The organism is Arthrobacter sp. SO3 (genome assembly GCF_020532825.1).
Classification (GTDB): domain Bacteria; phylum Actinomycetota; class Actinomycetes; order Actinomycetales; family Micrococcaceae; genus Arthrobacter.
The window spans coordinates 30,941-49,081 of record NZ_MQTS01000114.1; the positions used below are offsets into that span (position 1 = coordinate 30,941).

The 18,141-nt window shown below is 68.6% G+C and carries 15 protein-coding genes; 5 read left to right on the plus strand and 10 right to left on the minus strand.

Features of this window, described 5'->3' with window-relative positions:
- Positions 1-39: 39 nt before the first annotated feature.
- Together BJQ90_RS11755 and BJQ90_RS11760 are read right to left on the minus strand one after the other, a co-directional pair.
- Positions 40-1,395 (minus strand): class I SAM-dependent RNA methyltransferase, encoded by a 1,356-nt coding sequence (locus tag BJQ90_RS11755; RefSeq protein ID WP_226760431.1) that lies wholly within the window; start codon positions 1,393-1,395, stop codon positions 40-42.
- Positions 1,392-3,368 (minus strand): APC family permease, encoded by a 1,977-nt coding sequence (locus tag BJQ90_RS11760; RefSeq protein WP_226760432.1) that lies wholly within the window; start codon positions 3,366-3,368, stop codon positions 1,392-1,394. The genes BJQ90_RS11755 and BJQ90_RS11760 overlap by 4 nt, the downstream gene beginning before the upstream one ends.
- Before the next feature lie 238 nt (positions 3,369-3,606).
- Here BJQ90_RS11760 and BJQ90_RS11765 point away from each other — a divergent pair, with 238 nt between their 5' ends.
- The gene (locus BJQ90_RS11765) at positions 3,607-4,278 is read left to right on the plus strand and encodes a potassium channel family protein (protein ID WP_226760433.1); all 672 of its coding nucleotides are present in this window, start codon (positions 3,607-3,609) and stop codon (positions 4,276-4,278) included.
- A complete protein-coding gene (locus tag BJQ90_RS11770) occupies positions 4,279-5,037 on the plus strand; it encodes a potassium channel family protein (RefSeq protein WP_226760434.1) in 759 nt (252 codons plus the stop codon).
- Between the two features lie 99 nt (positions 5,038-5,136).
- On the opposite strand, the gene BJQ90_RS11775 is transcribed toward BJQ90_RS11770, so the two are convergent.
- From BJQ90_RS11775 to dut, 4 genes are all read right to left on the minus strand, one after another.
- Complete coding sequence (locus tag BJQ90_RS11775; protein ID WP_226760435.1) at positions 5,137-5,934, minus strand: DUF3159 domain-containing protein; 798 nt, start codon at positions 5,932-5,934, stop codon at positions 5,137-5,139.
- Complete coding sequence (locus BJQ90_RS11780) at positions 5,931-6,347, minus strand: hypothetical protein (RefSeq protein ID WP_226760436.1); 417 nt, start codon at positions 6,345-6,347, stop codon at positions 5,931-5,933. Before BJQ90_RS11780 ends, BJQ90_RS11775 begins: the two co-directional genes overlap by 4 nt.
- The gene (locus BJQ90_RS11785) at positions 6,340-7,071 is read right to left on the minus strand and encodes a DUF3710 domain-containing protein (protein ID WP_226760437.1); all 732 of its coding nucleotides are present in this window, start codon (positions 7,069-7,071) and stop codon (positions 6,340-6,342) included. Before BJQ90_RS11785 ends, BJQ90_RS11780 begins: the two co-directional genes overlap by 8 nt.
- A gap of 169 nt (positions 7,072-7,240) precedes the next feature.
- Positions 7,241-7,783, minus strand: coding sequence for a dUTP diphosphatase (gene dut / locus BJQ90_RS11790; protein WP_413463674.1), 543 nt, complete (start codon positions 7,781-7,783; stop codon positions 7,241-7,243).
- Positions 7,784-7,903: 120 nt separating this feature from the next.
- On the opposite strand from dut, the gene BJQ90_RS11795 reads away from it, so the two are divergent.
- The gene (locus tag BJQ90_RS11795) at positions 7,904-8,389 is read left to right on the plus strand and encodes a DUF3093 domain-containing protein (RefSeq protein WP_226760438.1); all 486 of its coding nucleotides are present in this window, start codon (positions 7,904-7,906) and stop codon (positions 8,387-8,389) included.
- Here the strand turns inward: BJQ90_RS11795 and BJQ90_RS11800 are convergent.
- Positions 8,386-8,685, minus strand: a complete 300-nt coding sequence (locus BJQ90_RS11800; RefSeq protein WP_018772415.1) for a DUF4193 domain-containing protein — start codon at positions 8,683-8,685, stop codon at positions 8,386-8,388. The genes BJQ90_RS11795 and BJQ90_RS11800 overlap by 4 nt on opposite strands.
- Before the next feature lie 355 nt (positions 8,686-9,040).
- On the opposite strand from BJQ90_RS11800, the gene sepH reads away from it, so the two are divergent.
- Positions 9,041-10,390 carry a septation protein SepH gene (gene sepH, locus BJQ90_RS11805; protein ID WP_226760439.1) on the plus strand — a complete coding sequence of 450 codons (1,350 nt, stop codon included), beginning with the start codon at positions 9,041-9,043 and terminating at the stop codon, positions 10,388-10,390.
- A gap of 37 nt (positions 10,391-10,427) precedes the next feature.
- Here the strand turns inward: sepH and BJQ90_RS11810 are convergent, their stop codons facing one another.
- The 3 genes from BJQ90_RS11810 to BJQ90_RS11820 all read right to left on the minus strand — a co-directional run bounded on the left by BJQ90_RS11810 (position 10,428) and on the right by BJQ90_RS11820 (position 15,171).
- Positions 10,428-11,654 carry an alkaline phosphatase family protein gene (locus tag BJQ90_RS11810; RefSeq protein ID WP_226760440.1) on the minus strand — a complete coding sequence of 409 codons (1,227 nt, stop codon included), beginning with the start codon at positions 11,652-11,654 and terminating at the stop codon, positions 10,428-10,430.
- 1 nt (position 11,655) lies between these two features.
- Positions 11,656-12,399, minus strand: coding sequence for a DUF5998 family protein (locus BJQ90_RS11815; RefSeq protein ID WP_226760441.1), 744 nt, complete (start codon positions 12,397-12,399; stop codon positions 11,656-11,658).
- Positions 12,400-12,486: 87 nt separating this feature from the next.
- Positions 12,487-15,171 (minus strand): GNAT family N-acetyltransferase, encoded by a 2,685-nt coding sequence (locus tag BJQ90_RS11820; protein WP_226760442.1) that lies wholly within the window; start codon positions 15,169-15,171, stop codon positions 12,487-12,489.
- Positions 15,172-15,238: 67 nt separating this feature from the next.
- Between BJQ90_RS11820 and BJQ90_RS11825 the strand changes: the two genes are divergently transcribed.
- Positions 15,239-17,785: a DNA topoisomerase (ATP-hydrolyzing) subunit A gene (locus BJQ90_RS11825; protein ID WP_226760443.1), complete on the plus strand. Its 2,547-nt coding sequence runs from the start codon at positions 15,239-15,241 to the stop codon at positions 17,783-17,785.
- Positions 17,786-18,141 lie beyond the last annotated feature (356 nt).

The window sequence follows — 18,141 nt, forward strand, 5'->3', positions numbered from 1 at the left end:
GGCGCGCGACGTCGGACCACTACGCCCATCCTAGTGGCCTCAGCCCCGGGGAGTCAGTAGCGCCACAGTCTCCATGTGGTGGGTATGCGGGTACAGGTCGAAGGCGCGAAGACCCGACAGTTCCCAGCCGGACAGCTGGAAGTAGCCCACGTCGCGGGCAAAGGACGCCGGATCGCAGGACACATAGGCCACGGCCCGGGGGCCCGCCCCGACCAGTTGGTTCACGACCGCCTTGCCGGCGCCCGCCCGGGGCGGGTCCAGCAGGATGGCATCGAACGTGCGCGCTGACTCGCGCAGGACCCGTTCCACCCGGCCCTGGACGATCTCGACCTGGGGTGCGTCATGCAGGTTCTTGCGCGCGTCCCGGCTGGTGCCGGGCGATCCTTCCACGGACAGCACGGACCCGGTAACACCCACGGCATCGGCGAGCGGCGCGGTGAACAGGCCCGCCCCGGCATACAGGTCCGCCACCGCGGCGCCCGGTTCCAGGAAGCCGCCCTCCCGCAGGAACCCGGTCACGGCGCCGACGAGGGTGTCCGGGCCGTCCCGGTGGATCTGCCAGAAACCGTCGCCGGTGACCCGGAAATCATGGCCGGCGGCGGTCTCCTGGACGTAGGTGCGTCCGCGCAGCCGCAGCACTTCGCCCTTGAGCGGATCGAAGCTGGCCACCGAGACGTCCTCGGGCAGTTGCGCGAGGACCGCACTGAGCCGCTTGGCCCGGGTTCCCTCGGCCGGGACCAGGAGCACGAGCGGCCGGGAGCCGTTGGCTGGGGCGGCGACCTCAATGCGTTCGATGCCCTGCAGGTCGATGTCCCAGAGCCGGAGGGCGTTGATGGCGTCGACGGCCAGGGGCATCTCCCGGACCGGGAGGACCGTGTCGGAGCGGTGGGCGTGCATGCCGAGCTTTCCGGCGGGCGTCACGGCAAAACCGGCACGGGTACGCCAGGCGAGGCCCGCCGTCGTGCCGGAATCCCCCACGGCTTCCACGGTGAACTGCTCCCCCGAGGCCGGGAGGTCGACGCCGGCCAGGCGGCGCAGCTGTTCGGCCAGCACCTCGGCCTTGAGGCTGCGTTGGCGTCCGAGCGAGATGTGCCCGAGTTCGGCGCCTCCCACGGGCGGGTGGCGGTGCGACCAGGAACGAGCGGAATCGGCCAGGTCCCAGAAGTGCTCCACCCGGTCCGGGGAAGGCTCCAGGACGTCCACGACGTCGCCGCGCCAGAACTTGGCCTCCGGGCCGGACTCCGTGAGCCGGATCCGGACTTTCTCGCCGGGGATGCCGTGGCGGACGAACACCACACGCCCCTCATGGCGGGCCACGCAGTGCCCGCCATGGGCGACCGGCCCGACGTCGACGGTCAGCTCGGTGTGGGGTTGCGTCTGGGTATCGGGGCTCATTGGATGTCCTGCAGTCTCTTGGCTTCTTCGGATGATTTCAGCTGCCACGGCACACTGGCCACCATGACGCCCGGCTCGAAGTGCAGCCGGGTCTTGATGCGCAGCGCGGTCTGGTTGTGGACCAGTTGCTCCCACCACTTGCCCACGACGTACTCCGGGATGTAGACGACGATCAGGTCGCGGGGCGAATCGCGCCGCATGTTCGTGATGTACTCCATGATCGGCGTCACCGTTTCGCGGAACGGGCTGGCCAGCACCGTCAACGGCACCGGGATTTCCAGCTTCTCCCAGTCCGCGACCGTCTGTTCGGTCTCTTCGCTGCTGATGTCCACGGTGATGGCGTCCAGCCGGGACGGACGTGACGCGCGGGCGTAGGCCAGCGCCCGGAGCACCGGCTTGCGGACGTGCGAGACGAGCAGCACCGCGTGCACGCGGGTGGGCAGCGCCCGGGGCGAGCTGTCCTCGTCCACGGCGAGTTCCTTGGCCACATTGTCGTAGTGCGCCCGGATGCTCCACATGATCAGGAACAGGATGAACATGGCCAGCAGCGCGATCCAGGCGCCCTGCTCGAACTTGGTGATCAGGACGATCACCAGGACCAGCCCGGTCATGCCGAACCCGATCGTGTTGATGATCCGTGATTTGAGCATGCGCAGCTTGACGGCGGGGTCCTTGGCGAGCTTCAGCTCCCGACCCCAGTGCCGGATCATGCCGAGCTGGCTCATGGTGAAGGAGATGAAGACGCCCACGATGTAGAGCTGGATGAGCTTGGTGACGTCGGCATCGAACGCGATGATCAGCACGAGGGCGCCGGCGGCCAGCGCCAGGACACCGTTGCTGAAAGCCAGCCGGTCCCCGCGGGTGCGCAGCTGCCGGGGCAGGTAACCGTCCTGGGCGAGGATCGAGCCGAGGACCGGGAAGCCGTTGAACGCGGTGTTGGAGGCAAAGACCAGGATCACGCCAGTCGCGGCGACCACGATGTAGAACGGCAGGGAGCCTTCGCCGAAGATGGTCTGGGCGATCTGGCTGATCGCCGGATTCTGGATGTACCCCTCGGGAAGCGGCTTGCCGTCCAGCAGGAACTCCTTGGCCGGGTCCAGCACGATGTGCACTTTGGTGGCGTTGGCCAGGTAGATGATGCCTGCGAGCATGGAGGCCGCGATCACGCCCAGCAGCAGCAGCGTGGTGGCCGCATTCTTGCTCTTGGGCTTCTTGAAGTTCGGGACCCCGTTGCTGATCGCCTCGACACCGGTCAGGGCTGCGGCGCCCGAGGAAAAGGCACGGAGCAGCAGGAACGCGCCGGCGAGCCCGGTCAGCCCCTCGTCGAAGCCCGCCGCGGGAACAATCGTGAAGGCCGCCGACGGCGCCTGGCCCAGCTGGCCGGTGGAGGCCTGGAAGACGCCGATCGCGGTCATGCCGAGGATGGACGCCATAAAGATGTAGGTGGGGACCGCGAAGACGCTGCCGGCTTCCTTGATGCCGCGCAGGTTCACGATGGCCAGGACCACAACGCCGATCGTCGCGATGAGGGCCCGCTGATCATGCAGCGAGGGGACGGCGGTCGTCAGGTAAGCGGCGGCCGAGGACATCGACACCGCCACCGTCAGCACGTAGTCGACCAGCAGCGCGGAGGCGACGGTGAGCCCGGCATATTTGCCGAGGTTCTCGTTCGCGATCTCGTAGTCTCCGCCGCCGGAGGGGTAGGCGTGGACGTTCTGGCGGTAGGACGCGACCACGGTCAGCAGCACCACCATCACGGCCAGGCCCACCCAGGGCGAGAACGCCACGGCACTGACGCCGGCCAGGGCCAGCGTCAGGAGGATTTCATCCGGCGCGTACGCCACGGAGGACAGTGCGTCGGAGGCGAAAACGGGCAGGGCGATCCGCTTGGGAAGCAGGGTGTGAGCCAGGCTGTCGTTCCGGAACGGCCTGCCCACCAGCACCCGCTTCACGGCATTGAATATTGTCGGCACCAGACAAAGCTAGTCCGATTCGGACGCGATGTCATGACGGCGCCGATCCCCGCCGTTCAGGCGCCGCCCCGCAGGCCGCCCGGCGGGCCGGGAAGCCCGTCGCTGCAAAGGTTTGTCTGCCGGTTTCTAGGCCGGTTGCTGCGCCGGTTTCCGTGCCGGTCCCGGGGCTGGCCGCGCGGGCAGCCGGGGCCGGTAGAGTTTTACCCAGCAGCAGACACCAAAGCTTGAGGAGGCACGTGTGGCGCACTTCGTGATCATGGGTTGCGGCCGTGTGGGGGCCACCCTGGCGCACACGCTCGAGGACGCCGGCCATTCGGTGGCGATCATCGACCAGGACGACCGCGCCTTCCGGCGGCTCCGCACCGGCTTCACCGGCCGCAAGGTCACCGGCGTCGGCTTTGACCGGGAGACCCTTAAGCAGGCCGGCGTCGCGGACGCCTATGCCTTCGCCGCCGTCTCCAGCGGTGATAATTCCAACATCCTGGCCACCCGGGTGGCCCGCGAAACGTTCCATGTTCCCCACGTGGTCGCCAGGATCTACGACCCGGGCCGCGCGGAGATCTACCAGCGCCTGGGCATCCCCACGGTCGCCGCCGTGCGCTGGAGTGCGGACCAGGTGCTCCGGCGGATCCTGCCCGAACAGCACCTGGCCGGCGACTTCCGGGACCCCTCCGGCCGGCTCGTGCTCGCCGAAGTGGATCTGAACCCGGAATGGATCGGCCACCCGGTCACCTCGATCGAGAAGGCCGCCGGCGTCCGCGTCGCCTACCTGACACGGTTCGGCGAGGGTATGCTGCCCGTGGCCGGCACCCTGTACCAGGACGGCGACACCGTGCACGCCATGCTGGGCGTGGACCGCAGCAGCGAAGTCGCCCACGTTCTTGCCAAGTCCCCCGCCAAGGAGTCCTAAGTGAAAGTCGTTATTGTCGGGGCGGGAAGCGTCGGTTCCTCGATCGCGCGCGAACTGCTGGCCCACAAACACGAAATCCTGCTGATCGACCTGAAGCCCGAGGTGATCGGCCGCAGCGGGCTGCGCGGCGCCCACTGGCTGGTCGGCGACGCCTGCGAACTGAGCACCCTGCAGGACGCCAAACTGGAGGACGCCGACGTCGTGGTCTCCGCCACCGGTGACGACAAGGTCAACCTGGTGGTCTCGCTGCTGGCGAAGACCGAGTTCGGCGTCGGACGGACGGTCGGCCGGGTCAACAACCCCAAGAACGACTGGATGTTCGACGATTCCTGGGGCGTCGACGTCGCGGTGAACACCCCGCAGCTGATGACCGCCCTCGTCGAGGAGGCGGTCGAGATCGGCGACCTCGTCCGCCTGCTGACACTGCAGACCGGCGTGTCATCGCTGGTCGAGTTCACCGTCCCCCACGATTCGCACGTGGTTGGCCTGACGGTGGGCAACATCGACTGGCCCGAGGACTCCACCCTGGTGGCGATCCTCCGGGACCAGGCACCAATCACGCCGAGCCGTGATGACGTGATCGACGGCGGGGATGAGCTGTTCTTCGTGACCACCATCGCGGCCGAGGACCAGCTGCGCGCCCTGCTCTCGCCGGAGTCGCAGGGTGATGACGAGCATGACACCGGCCAGCACCCTGTCACCTCGGACCTGCACGGCCACGCCGGCCAGCCGGCCGAGGGCGACGGCTTCGACGGCTGACCCGGTTGCGCTGTCACTAAACGTTGTTATGCGGGCTGGGAACGACGTTAACTGATAGCGCAACCGGGCCCTGCGGCCAGAGCAACCGGGCCCTGCGGCTCAACTTCCGGTGGCGGCCGGGGCGGGCCGGGTCAGCAGCCAGGCGACCCAGATGCCCAGGATGTACAGCGGCGCACCCATCAGGAGCCGCGTCGTGGCGAGGGCCGCGAAGCCGGGTTCGCCCATGAAGTACAGCGGAACCTGGACCAGCAGCCGCAGGGCCAGCACCGAGATGATCACCCAGGTGCCGATCCGGTAGGCCTTCACCCGGGCCGGGTTCTTCCGCCAGTCCAGGCCTTCGTTCCGGATGAACCCGAAAATCAGCCCGGCAAAGGGCCAGCGGACGGCGATCGAGATCGCCATCGCCACGATGTAGGCAATGTTGGTGAAGAACCCGGGAACGTAAAAGTCTTCGGCCTTGCCGGTGCTGTTGGCAAGCCACGCGGAGAGCCCGACGCCGGCGATCCCCGCCAGTGCCTGGGTCAGCGGCTTGCGCTGGACCAGCCGCACCACGGTGAAGGCCGCGGCGACGGCGAGGGAGGCCACCAGGGCCAGGGGAAGCCCGCGGGTGACCGTGAAAGCGATCAGGAAGACCAGTCCGGGGAGGATGCTTTCGGCAATGCCCTGGATCCCGCCGGCGCTTTTGAGTACGTCGATGTTGCCGTTGCTGGTACGGTGCAGTCCGGCTTTGGCGGCGTAGCCTTCGGCGAGTTGCGCCACCGTGGGCTGCGCGGGGGCGGCTGGCCGGGCGGCAGGTCCCTCCCCGGCCCATCCTGCCCCGGCCGAATTTTCCCCGGCCGAGCTTTCCCGGGCGGAGTTTTCCCCGGCGGGGGGCTGGGGTTTCTCGGGCAGGGTCATTGCTCCTCCTGGCGGGAAAGTATTTCGTAGCGGGGGTTGAACATGGTCGGCAGGCCGTCGCGCACGGTGACCATGCCCTGCAGCCGGAGTTCCGTGCCGGCGTCGATCCCGGGGATCCGGCGCCGTCCCAGCCAGACCACCCGGAGCCGGTCCGTGGGGATCCCGGGCCGCTGCCGCCGGGCGCCCGCGGGCGCGGCGGCTGCCGTGCCGGTTACTGCCGGGACTGCACGGGCACCGCGGGTCCTGACCGGGGGCGCATTATGGTCCACAACGATCGCGGTGAAGGCTGCGACCTGGCTCGCCGGCGCGTAGGTGACCGCCTCGATGTAGCCGTGGCACAGGACGCGGCCGCGGACCGGCAACCCCCGCACGGAGACAGAGGCGGACGGATCCAGGCGGGGGGCATCAGCCAATCTGGGTAATCTCCGGTCCACGTTCGGGTTGCCCGAGGTCCGGGGCGGACTGCGGGGCGGGCGCGGCATTGTCCTTCGGAAGGCGGAGCTGCAGCAGGTCCCGCGGCGGCATCGGGCTCTCACCGCGGACCACCACGATCTGCCGGAAGAGCCCCTCAAGCCCGGCGGCCGCGTCGCGGTCCACAGCGGCCTCACCGCCGAACACGCCCCGGAGGAACCAGCGCGGACCGTCGACGCCGATGAAGCGGGCCACGCGGTAGCCCTGGCTTGCGTCGGCCCCACTGGCCGGGAGCTTGGCGAGCAGCTCGGCGCCGAAACCGCCCTGGATTTCCTCAACCTGGCCGCCCTGGCTGCCGACCGACTGGCCGATCTGCTCGCGGATTTCGTCCCACAAGCCTTCGGAGCGGGGAGCCGCGAAGGCCTGGAGCTGGAGGCTTGAGCCGTTAAGGTCCATGGTGACGGCCACGACGCGCTGCGTCGCCTCCTCGACCTCGAGCCGGAGCTGCAGTCCCTCCGCCGGGGCGATCAGGAGCGCACCGAGGTCCACATAGCCGTCCTGGTCGGTGATTTCCGAAACGTCGAAGGGACCCGTAGCACCACGGACGGGGGCTGCGGAGGACGTCCCGGCGGAGTCACCGGCGGCAGCGTCGGCTGCTGCCTCCCGGGTTTCCCCTGGCTCCGTCAGCTGTTCCTGCTTGGCTTTCCTGCCACGCCCAAAAACCATGGGGTTGTCTCCTTAGTTGTGATTCCGTGCCGCCGCGTCGCCCCGCGTCCGCGTGGTGCCCGCCGCCTGTTGCGCTCTCATGCTGCAAGGGCTGTCGGCTGATGCGTCCTGCAAAAAGGTCCTGTTCATAAGTCCCTGCGTAAATACTGCGGGTCCTGCCCGCCGCCGGTCAGACCGGCACGCCGAAACCGCCGGTGGATCCAAAGCCGCCGCCGCCGCGGACGGAGCCGCCGAGTTCCTGGACCGGCAGGAACCTTGCATACTCCACACGCTGAATAACCATTTGTGCAATTCTATCGCCGCGCTTGAGTTCAATCGCCTGCTCGCGGTCTGTATTGAGCAGCGTCACCGCAATTTCGCCGCGGTAGCCTGCGTCGACGGTGCCGGGGGCGTTCACCACGGTCAGACCGTGCTTGGTCGCAAGCCCGGACCGCGGGTGGATCAGGGCCACGAAACCGTCGGGGAGGGCGATCGAAACACCGGTGGGGACCAGCCGGCGCTCCCCCGGTTCCAGCACCACGTCCTCGCGGGCACGCAGATCGGCGCCGGCGTCGCCCGGGTGCGCGTAAGACGGCGGCTCCAGGCCGTCGTCGAGCATCTTCAGCTGCACCGTCAGTGTGGGGGTGCCATACTCCGGCACGGAGGCTGCTGCTGGCGGTGTTTCCGGGGCTGCCGCTCGGGCGGCGTCCACTGCGGTCGTTTCTTCAGTCACAGTCCCTCACTCTAACGCCCGCGGAGAAGATCGGCCTAGCCGCGGCCGGCTGGCGCGGACGCGGGCGCCCGCCCCGGCCGCCAAGGTGAAATAGCCCGGGAAAAGTGGAAAGCTGGGCTTATGCCCGAATCCAGTGCAGCCGTGCCTGCCCCCAACAGCACCCCCAGCGACGCTACCGTCAGGTACCACGAGAAGCTCTGGCCGAACTTCTGGATCTGGCTGGTGTCGGCGGGACTGTCGGGCGCCGGGATCCTGGTGTTCGCGCCCATCAGCATCACCGCCGGGATCACCGCTGCGGTGATCCTGTTCGCGATCATCACCGTGCTGCTGGTCGTCTCGACCCCGGCCATCACGGTCACCGGTTCCACGCTGCGCGTCGGCCGCGCCAGTATCGAACGCCGTTTCGTGGGCGCCGTTTCGGCCTTCCGGGGCAAGGAAGCGACGGCGGAACGCGGCACCCGCCTCAACGGCCTGGCCTTCATGTGCATCCGCGGATGGATCGATCCGGTGGTCCGCATCGAGATCATCGACCCCTCCGACCGCACGCCGTACTGGCTCGCGTCCACCCGCCGCCCGGACGAACTGCTCGCCGCGCTTAATTCCTAGCCCTCACAGTCCTTGCAGTACTTAAGGCCGTCCTTTTCGCGGGCAATCTGCGAACGGTGCCGGACGAGGAAGCAGGAGGCACAGGTGAATTCGTCGGCCTGGGCCGGCAGGACCCGGACCAGCAGTTCCTCCCCGGACAAGTCCGCGCCCGGAAGTTCGTAGCCTTCCGCGAGATCCGATTCGTCTTCATCGACCACCGCGGAAGGCTTTTCCGTACGCCGCGCTTTCAGCGCCTCAATTGAGTCCTCGCTGAGGTCCTCTTCAGTCTTGCGCGGCGCATCGTAATCTGTCGCCATGATGTGTTGCTCGCATTCCGCATTCGTTCGGTTGGATCGCCCGGCCCGGATGGCCCGCCAGGCTGTAGCCCTGGCCCCCGGGAGAGGTTCTCCGATGTCAACGCCGGACACGCGGTTTTTGTGCCCGATGTCGGGTCATCCTTGCTTAAGCGCCCGGTGAGCGCCAGAGTCCTGCGGTCCCTGACTGCCCGTTCCGGCCGGGGCATCCGGGACGCCGGCGGCGGTCCGCCCGCCGGTGGGCCGAAAAGCGGCGGAAATTCGCGGAAAATGACGGCGCGCCCTCCGTCCTCACGGGAATTGGCGCGCATCGGTGGCAGAGTTTCGATTGTTAGTAATGCCAGGGTGGAGGATTTGTATGCAGGATCTACGGCTTGTAGGCGTCCACGACGACGGGGAGCATCTCCTGTTGAGCGGCGCCGGCGGCGAGATGTTCCAGCTGCCAATCGATGAAGCGCTTCGGGCGGCAGCCAGCCGGACGCCGGCCAAAGCCGCGTCCGGAGCGGGTGCGCCTATTGCGATGTCTCCGCGTGATATCCAGGCGCGGATCCGCAGCGGCTCGACAGCGGCAGAGGTGGCGGAGCTCTCCGGCATTCCGCTCGCGAAAGTCCAGCGCTATGAGGGTCCGGTGCTCGCCGAGCGCGAGCACGTCGCCCAGCAGGCCCGCAAGGTGGAAGTGGCCGCCCCGGCCCCCGGACACGACGTCTACCGTTCGGTCTTCGGTGACCAGCCGGCGTCGCTCGGCGAGATGGTGGCCCACCGGCTCAGCGCACACGGCATTGAAGCCTCCACCGTCGAGTGGGACTCGTGGAGGCGTCCGGACGGAAGCTGGAACGTGGTGGCGCGCTTCGAAGCGGCGCCCGGCGGCCCTGCCGGTATCGGCGAGGAACCGCCGGCCATGTGGACGTTCAGCCCGTCGCGCAAGTCCCTGCAGAACGCCAACCGCTGGGCGCAGCAGCTCAGCGAACTCGAGCCCCTCGACGGTCCCGTTCCGGCCCGACGGCTCACCGCCGTCTCCGACCGGCCCTTTGATTTTGAGACCGACGCCGATGCCGCCGCGCGCACCGCGACCGCCCAGCTCCAGGTTGTCCAGCAGCTCCAGCTGAAGCAGGAACAGGAATCCGACGGGCTGCTCGACATGCTGCGCTCCCGCCGCGGGCAACGCCTCGGCGTGGACGAGGACGCCGACGACGCCCTCGCGGTGCTCCTGACCAACGGCGTTCCCGCGGCCCACCCGCGGCCCACCGATGTGCCGGCTGAACCGGAAACCGCTGAGCCCGGGTCCGGTGCGTCCGAAACGGTGCCCGCGGAGGCTCCCGCGGCGGGCACCGACCCCCGGCCGGCCACGGATCCCTGGGAACGCCGCCGCGACGGCAGGCCTTCGATCATGTCCCGCCTCACCCTGGCGCCGCGTCATCAGGACGAGGCGGACGACGCCCTGAAACTGCACGACGGTGTCAGCACCGACACACGGGAAATTACCATCGTGGCGTCGAAGCTGCGGCCGGCCGCCCAGCAGGGGCCGACGTCCAGCCCGGGGCTGGACGAACTCCTGGGCGGCGGAACCTCCCGGCGCCAGCAGCGTGAATCCTCTGCCGCGGCACCGGAAGAGCGTGACGCGGAGCAGCCGGAGCGCCAGCCGGCGAAGCCGAAGCGTTCCAGCATTCCCAGCTGGGATGACATCGTTTTCGGAGCCCGCGGGGACTGACCGACGTTCCACACGGTTCAGGGTCCTTCACGCGCAGTCAGGCGCGGGGGGCCCTTTTTCCGTCGGCCTGGAAACACAGCAGCGGGACTTCACGTTCGGCTTTCGTCAGCGAACCGTGCTGGCCCACCACTTCAAGGGCTGTGGGCCGGGCACGCCGGGTGTCGTAGAAAGCCACGGCGTCACGGGCGGCGATCATCACGTCGCCAATCCGCGGCCCGACCTCGGTCCGGACCGCACCGAAGAACCCCGCGGCGGTGGCTTCCTCCCTGGTGAACGCCCAGATCCGGTCACCAAAGCGCGCTCGCCAGGCAGCAATTAGCCGGGCGCGGCCGGCATCACCCTCTGATTCGTCCAGGTAGAGGTGGACCATTCGCGGTTCGCCCGCTGTGTGGCGGACACCGGCAACGAGGTCCGGGTCGGCCGAGTAGTCGATCCGCTGGGATTCCGGCACATCGAGCATGCCGTGGTCCGCGGTGAGCAGGATGGTGGTGCCCGCCGGCAGGGTGGCGCTGAGCCGTTTGACGGTGGCGTCAAGTTCCTCGAGCTGGTGCTCCCACTGCGGAGACTGGCAGCCGTGCCGGTGGCCGGCCTTGTCCAGTTCGTTGACGTAGAAGTACATCAGTGAGCGTCCCGCACCGGCCATCGCCTCGGCGGCGGCGGCGGTCCGGGCGTGGGAGGTCGTCGCCGTGACGTAGCGGCCGCCGCGGAGCGCGGCCCGGGTCATCGCGGAGTCGCTGAACTGCGGGAGGCTGACCGTGCAGACGTCGACGTGCTCCGCGGCCCGCTCGAACACGGTGGGGAACGGCTGCCACTGCTGCGGATCCACACCGGCGTCCCAGCCGCCGAGCATGTTGACCACCCGGTCCTGGCCGGGGTCCAGTACGTCGTAGCCCACCATGCCGTGCTGCCCGGCCGGGAGTCCCGTGCCGAAACTTGCCAGCGACGCTGCCGTGGTGGAGGGGAAAGCGGAGTCCAGCGAGACCGGCACCCGCCCCTGGCCGGACTGCATCACGGCGCGCAGGAACGGGGTGTGCGCCGACTTCTGCTTCAGCAGGTTCCGGCCCAGTCCGTCGGCAAGGACAACGCAGACGCGCTTGGCCGCAGGCAGGTTCAGCCGGTTCTCAAAGCCCGGAACCCCCAGGCTGGCCGCGGCACTTGTCAGCACCTCGGCGATGGAGCGGTCTCCGAAAGCCGGGGCCGCCGGCAGATTCTGCGGGAGGGCCGGGGCGGAGGACATGGCTTCGGGCACGCGGACAGACGTCATCTCAGCGCTGGTGGCCGCGGCTGGCGCGGGTTCCGAAGACACCCATCCGCGGGCGCGGCGGAAGCCCGGGGCCGGTGTGCGGCACCGGCGCGGAGGATCCGGTGTTCACGGCGCGAAGGGCACGGGCGAACAGCTTGGCGTCCTGGACGGCCTGCAGTCCGTCGGCTTCGGCGCTGATCCGGATCACGATGTCCTCCTGCGCGATCGTCCCGCTGTACCCGTGGTCTGCCTCGCACTGCGGGTCGCCGCAGCTGGCCGGCCCCATGTCAAGGCGCTGGCCGCCGGACCAGGCGATGGACAGGGTCAGTTCGCGGACCGGATCGGAGGATTTGTACTCCTGGGGCTGCGCGTACACGTAGCTAAGGACTACGGAGCGGATTTGCGTGACCGGGACGGATTCGGTGGAGACCTGCGCGACGGTCTGCTCCCCTGCTTCGTCAAGCTGCTGGTCATCCACGTGGGTGATGACGAGCATGTCCTCGGTGAGGACCAGCACGGTGATGTGGCGGCGGACCTCGGCGCGGTCGAAGTGCGTCTCAAGGTGCACCAGGTGGGCCACGCAGTCGCGCCCGTCGAGGGCGTCGGCGACGACGTCGGCCACCAGGCGGGGGTAGAAACCTGCCTGCTGGAGGGCCCCTTCCAGGCTTTGACCCTGCGCACTGTGGTCATGCAGGCCGTGGTGGTGCGCGCCCGGGTGTCCGGAGACGGTCGCCTGGGGCTTGGGTGTCGGAGACTTAAAGCTCATGGTCTCCATTTTCACAGATCGGCTGGGGACATGCTAACTTGCCGGCCGCGCGGTGCGGCCGCCGCTGCCCCGCCGTTCCCCCGGCCCTCAGCTGCGCATGGCGCGCCGGGCACTGTCGGTGCGCTGCGCGGCGTTGGCGATCCGGACATCGGCTGCGAGGATGGATGCCCCCTCCGGCCCGGCGAGCACGGGGTTGAAGTCGACGAGGGCGATTTCCGGGTGGTTGTCCTTGAGCCTGGTCAGCCGGGCGGCAAGGTCCTCCAGGGCCCTGGCGTCCACGGCCGGCAGGCCCTGGTAGCCGAAGAGTTTCCGTGAGGCGCGGGGTGCCCGGATGAAGTCATGCAGGTCCGAACCGGAGAGCGGTGGCACCCGGTGGGCCCAGTCGTCCAGCAGGTTGACCGCGTCGCCGGCCAGGCCGAAGGAAATCACCGGGCCCAGCAGTGGGTCCTCGATGGCGCGGAACGTGCAGGCCTGGCCCACCGGTGCCATCGACTGCACTTCCAGCGACGGGGAGCCGTAGCGTTCCAGGGACTTGCGCATTTCCAGCACATTCCGCCGCAGCGACTCCGCATCCTGGACGTCCAGGCGCACCCCGCCGAGGTCCAGGCGGTGCCGCAGCGCCGGATCGGTGGTCTTCAGCGCCACGGGCCAGCCCAGCCGGTCCGCGGCGGCGACGGCCTGTTCGGCGGTTTCAAAGCCTACGGACGGGACCACCCTGATGCCGTAGCGGGCCAGCAGACCCGCGGCCGTGTCCGGGTCCAGCCGGACCAGCTGTTCACCGCCGACCTTGTCCAGCAGGCGTTCCAGCTCCTCGTGGGTGCCGTCCGGGTCGCAGCCCTCGGGTTCGACAAAGAAACCCTGGTCGCGGTTCAGCCACTGGGCGTAGCGGACCACGGCACCGAGCGCGGCCACTGCCGCGCCGGGGTTGGAGTAGCAGGGAACGACCGTGGCCCCTGCCTCGTCGCCCACCATTCCTTCCACATAGATCGAAAAGTCCAGGAGTCCGCTGAACGCCGCCACCACGGGCTTGCCGGCCGCGACCGAACACTCGGCCAGGACCCCGGCGATTCTTTCCACCGTGAGTCCGTGGGCCGGCAGCAGCGCGACCACCACGGCGTGCACGGAGTCCGCGGTGAGGACTTCCTGCAGACGGTGCCGCAGCGCCGGCAGCGCCAGGGACATCCCGGCGTCGAGGTCGACGTCGGTGACGATCCGGTCCACACCGAGTCCCTGCACGGCCGCGCTGTCCGCGACGACCTTGCCGAGGGCCCGGGAGTTGCTGAACACGGCGATCCCCGGACCCTTCGGCAGGGGTTGGCTGGAAACAATCTGGGCAACGTCCATGAGCTGCTCGATGGTCTCGACGCGGATCACGCCAGCCTGGCGCATCATCGCATCGACGGCCTCCGGCGGGGCCTGGGTGGTGCGCACGGCGTGGCCGGGAGGCAGGCCCATCGCGTCGGACTTCGCCACGATGACCGGCTTGGTCCGGGCCAGGCGCCGGGCCAGGCGGGAGAACTTGCGCGGGTTGCCGATCGATTCCAGGTAAAGCCCGACGGCGGTGGTGTCGGCGTCGTCCTCCCAGAACTGCATCATGTCGTTGCCGGAGACGTCGGCGCGGTTGCCGGCCGAGAGGAAGGTGGAGATCCCGACGCGGCGCCGGCTGGAGGCCGCGTAGAGGGAGACACCGATCGCGGCCGACTGGCTGAACAGGCCCAGGCCGCCGCGGCGGCCCAGCGAGGGCGCCATGGAGGCGTTGAGGGACACAGCAGGGTTGGTGTTCATGATCCCCAGTGAGGCGGGGCCGATCACGCGCATGCCGTTGGCGCGGGCCTGCCGGACGAGTTCGCGCTGCCGGGCCAGGCCGCGTTCGCCGTCGTCCGCGTACCCGGCGGTGGCGACTACGATTCCCTTGACCCCGGCAGCGCCGCATTCCTCCACCACTTTGGGGACCTCGGCGTACGGGACGGCGATGATGGCGAGTTTGACCGGCCCGGGCACCTCGGAGAGCCGGGCGAAGGACAGCATGCCGGCGAGCTCGAAGGCCTCCGGGTTGATCGCGTAGACCGGGCCGGTGAAGCCGCCCTCGATGATGTGTTCCAGCAGCTGGTAGCCCACGGTGCCCCATTTGCGGCTGGCCCCGATCACGGCCACGGAGGACGGGGCAAGAAGTTCCTGGATGCTGCGCGCCTCGGCGCGGTGTTCCCGGGACTCCATCACGGCGCGGGACTTGTCCGTGGGGTCGATGTTGAATTCGAGGCTGACCACGCCGTCGTCGAAGTGCCGTTTGACGTCGTAGCCGGCGTCGGAGAAGACCATCAGCATCTTGCGGTTTTCCGGCAGGACCTCGGCGCTGAACTTCCGGATGCCGTTTTCGCGGGCGGCGGCGGCGAGGTGTTCGAGCAGGATGGACCCGATGCCCCGGCCCTGGTGCGCGTCGGAGATGTTGAACGCGACTTCCGCTTCCTCGGGAGCATCGAGCCGGTCGTAGCGGCCGATGCCCATGATCTCCCCGCCGATGGTGATCACGAGGGCCACCCGGTCCTTGTAGTCCACCTCGGTGAAACGCTTGAGCTCCTTGGCGGAGAGTTTGGACTTGAACGCGAAGAACCGCATGTAGATGGACTTCTGCGACTGCCCCACGTGGAAGGACTGGACCGCGTCCGCGTCGGAGGGATGGATCGGGCGCAGATGAGCCGTCCCGCCGTCACGCAGGACAACATCGGCTTCCCAATATTCCGGATATACGCCGCCCGAGGGCTGATCCACCATAGGCTTAGCCTAGTCATAAACCTACGCAGCTTTCGTTCTGCACCGCTCAGAAGGACCCACCAGCCTCATGGCACGCCGCCAAAGCCCGTCCCCGGCAGGGGAATCCAGCCAGGACTTCGTCGAAAACATCGTCGACATCGACGTCACCTCGGAGATGGAAGGATCGTTCCTCGAGTACGCCTATTCGGTGATCTACTCGCGGGCACTTCCGGATGCCCGGGACGGCCTGAAACCGGTGCAGCGGCGCATCCTGTACATGATGAGCGAAATGGGCCTCCGCCCGGACCGCGGCCACGTCAAGAGTGCCCGCGTGGTGGGCGAGGTCATGGGCAAGCTGCACCCGCACGGCGACACCGCGATCTACGACGCGATGGTGCGCATGGCGCAGGACTTTTCGCTGCGGCTGCCGCTCATCGACGGCCACGGCAACTTCGGCTCGCTCGACGACGGCCCCGCCGCCCCGCGGTACACGGAGGCACGCCTGGCCGCCGCGGCCCTGACCCTGACGGACCACCTCGACGAGGACGTCGTCGACTTCGTCCCCAACTACGACAACCAGCTGACCCAGCCGGACGTACTGCCCGCGGCGTTCCCGAACCTGTTGGTCAACGGCGCCACCGGCATCGCCGTCGGCATGGCCACGAACATGGCCCCGCACAACCTGGTGGAAGTGATCGCCGCGGCGAGGCACCTGATCGAGCACCCGGACGCCACGCTCGAGGACATCATGAGGTTCGTCCCCGGCCCGGACCTGCCCACCGGCGGCCGGATCGTGGGCCTGGACGGCATCCGCGACGCCTACGCCACCGGCCGGGGTTCGTTCAAGACCCGGGCCAAGGTGGAGATTGAGCAGCTCTCGGCCCGCCGCACCGGACTGGTGGTCACGGAACTGCCGTACATGGTGGGGCCGGAAAAGGTGATCGAAAAGATCAAGGACGCCGTCAACGGCAAGAAGCTGGCCGGCATCAGCGACATCGTGGACCTCACGGACCGCAAGCACGGCCTGCGCCTCGTGATCGAGCTGAAGAACGGCTTCAACCCCAACGCGGTACTCCAGCAGCTGTACCGCTACTCGCCGATGGAGGATTCCTTCGGCATCAACAACGTCACGCTCGTCGACGGGCAGCCGCAAACCCTCGGGCTGCTCCAGCTGCTCACCGTCTATGTCGAGCACCGCATCAACGTGGTGCGCCGGCGCACCGCCTTCCGGCTCGGCAAGAAGAAAGACCGCCTGCACCTGGTCGAAGGCCTCCTGATCGCGATCGTGGACATCGACGAGGTCATCCAGATCATCCGCTCCTCGGACGAGGTCGCCGCGGCCCGGACCCGGCTGATGTCCATCTACGACCTCACCGAGATCCAGGCCAATTACATCCTGGAACTCCGCCTCCGGCAGCTGACCAAGTACTCCCGGATCGAACTCGAGAAGGAACAGGACGAACTGCGCCGCGAGATTGCCGAGCTCGAGGCCATCCTCGGCTCCAGCGAGCGGCTCCGCGGCCTGGTGTCCACCGAGCTGGCCGAGATCGCCGAGAAGTACGGCACCCCGCGCCGCACGGTGCTGCTGGAGTCCGAGGCCGTCTCCCCCACAGTCGCCGCCGCGCTGGCCGCCGCGCCGGGAACCAAGGGCAAGGCCGCCCCGCTGGCCCTGGAGATCGCGGATGACCCCTGCTGGGCCATCCTGACCGCCTCCGGCCAGATCGCACGCACCACCAACCAGGACAGCCTCGCCGAAGCCGGCCCGCGGACCCGGCACGACGTGTTCACTTCGGTGGTGAAGACGTCAGCCCGCGGCGAGATTGCCGCCGTCACGTCGCAGGGCCGCATGCTCCGGCTCCAGGTGATGGACATGCCCGTGCTGCCGCCGACGTCGGGCACGCCGAACATGGCCGGCGGAGTGCCGGCCAAGGACTTCATTACGCTGCTCAAGGGAGAATCGCTGGTTGCCTTCGCGCCGCTGGATGACGTGCTGGCGATCGGCACGGCCCAAGGCGTGGTCAAACGCGTCCAGCCCGACTACCCGCTGAACCGCGAGGACTGGGAAGTCATCGCGCTCAAGGACAAGGACACCGTGGTCGGGGTGGCCCCCGCGGGTTCCGACGACGTCGACCTCGTCTTCGTGACGCTGCAGTCCCAGCTCCTGCGCTTCCCCGCCTCCGCCGTCCGCCCGCAGGGCCGGACCGCCGGCGGCATGGCCGGCATCAAGCTGGCCGCCGGGGACCAGGTGATGTTCTTCGGCGCCGCCAGCCGGTCCGACTCCGACGCCGTTGTGGTGACCATCGCCGGCACGGAAGGGGCGCTCCCGGGCACCGCTCCGGGGGCCGCCAAAGTCACCGCCCTGTCCGAATACCCGGCCAAGGGCCGCGCCACGGCGGGGGTCCGGGCTCACCGGTTCCTCAAGGGCGAGGACACCCTGCTGCTCGCGTGGGCCGGTCACGGCCCCGCGAAGGCATCCTCCCTCGCCGGTGTGGCCCGATCTCTGCCCGGGGAACACGGCCGCCGCGACGGCTCCGGCATTCCGCTCTCCCAGGCCATCGACGCGATTGGCCCAAGCATGTCCTGGCAGTCCGCGCCCGAGGAGGCGATGACGACGGGTACGGCGACGGAAGACTAGGCTCTCGCCGGAGCCCTGGCGGCCTGCCGCCGGTCTGCGCGGGGCCGTTCAGGGTGCCCCGTCGCGGCAACTTGCCGGAAGTACACATGGAGATGAAGTACACGTGGAGATGCCGTAGCACCGGTCCCGGGGCGCCGTGCGCCGTGCAGGGTGTGGGCCGCCACCCATTTGCCACAGACGGCCGCTAAATGGCTCCTCCTAGCGACGATTTGCCACAAGTGGCCGCTAAATGGCTCCTCATAGCGACCATTTGTGGCGAATGGCCGCGAAGGCTCCTGGCGGGTTCAAGCGATCGTTGCAACACCTCCGAATTATCGGGAGTTGCAACGCGAATGGAATCACCATCAAGAAGTAGT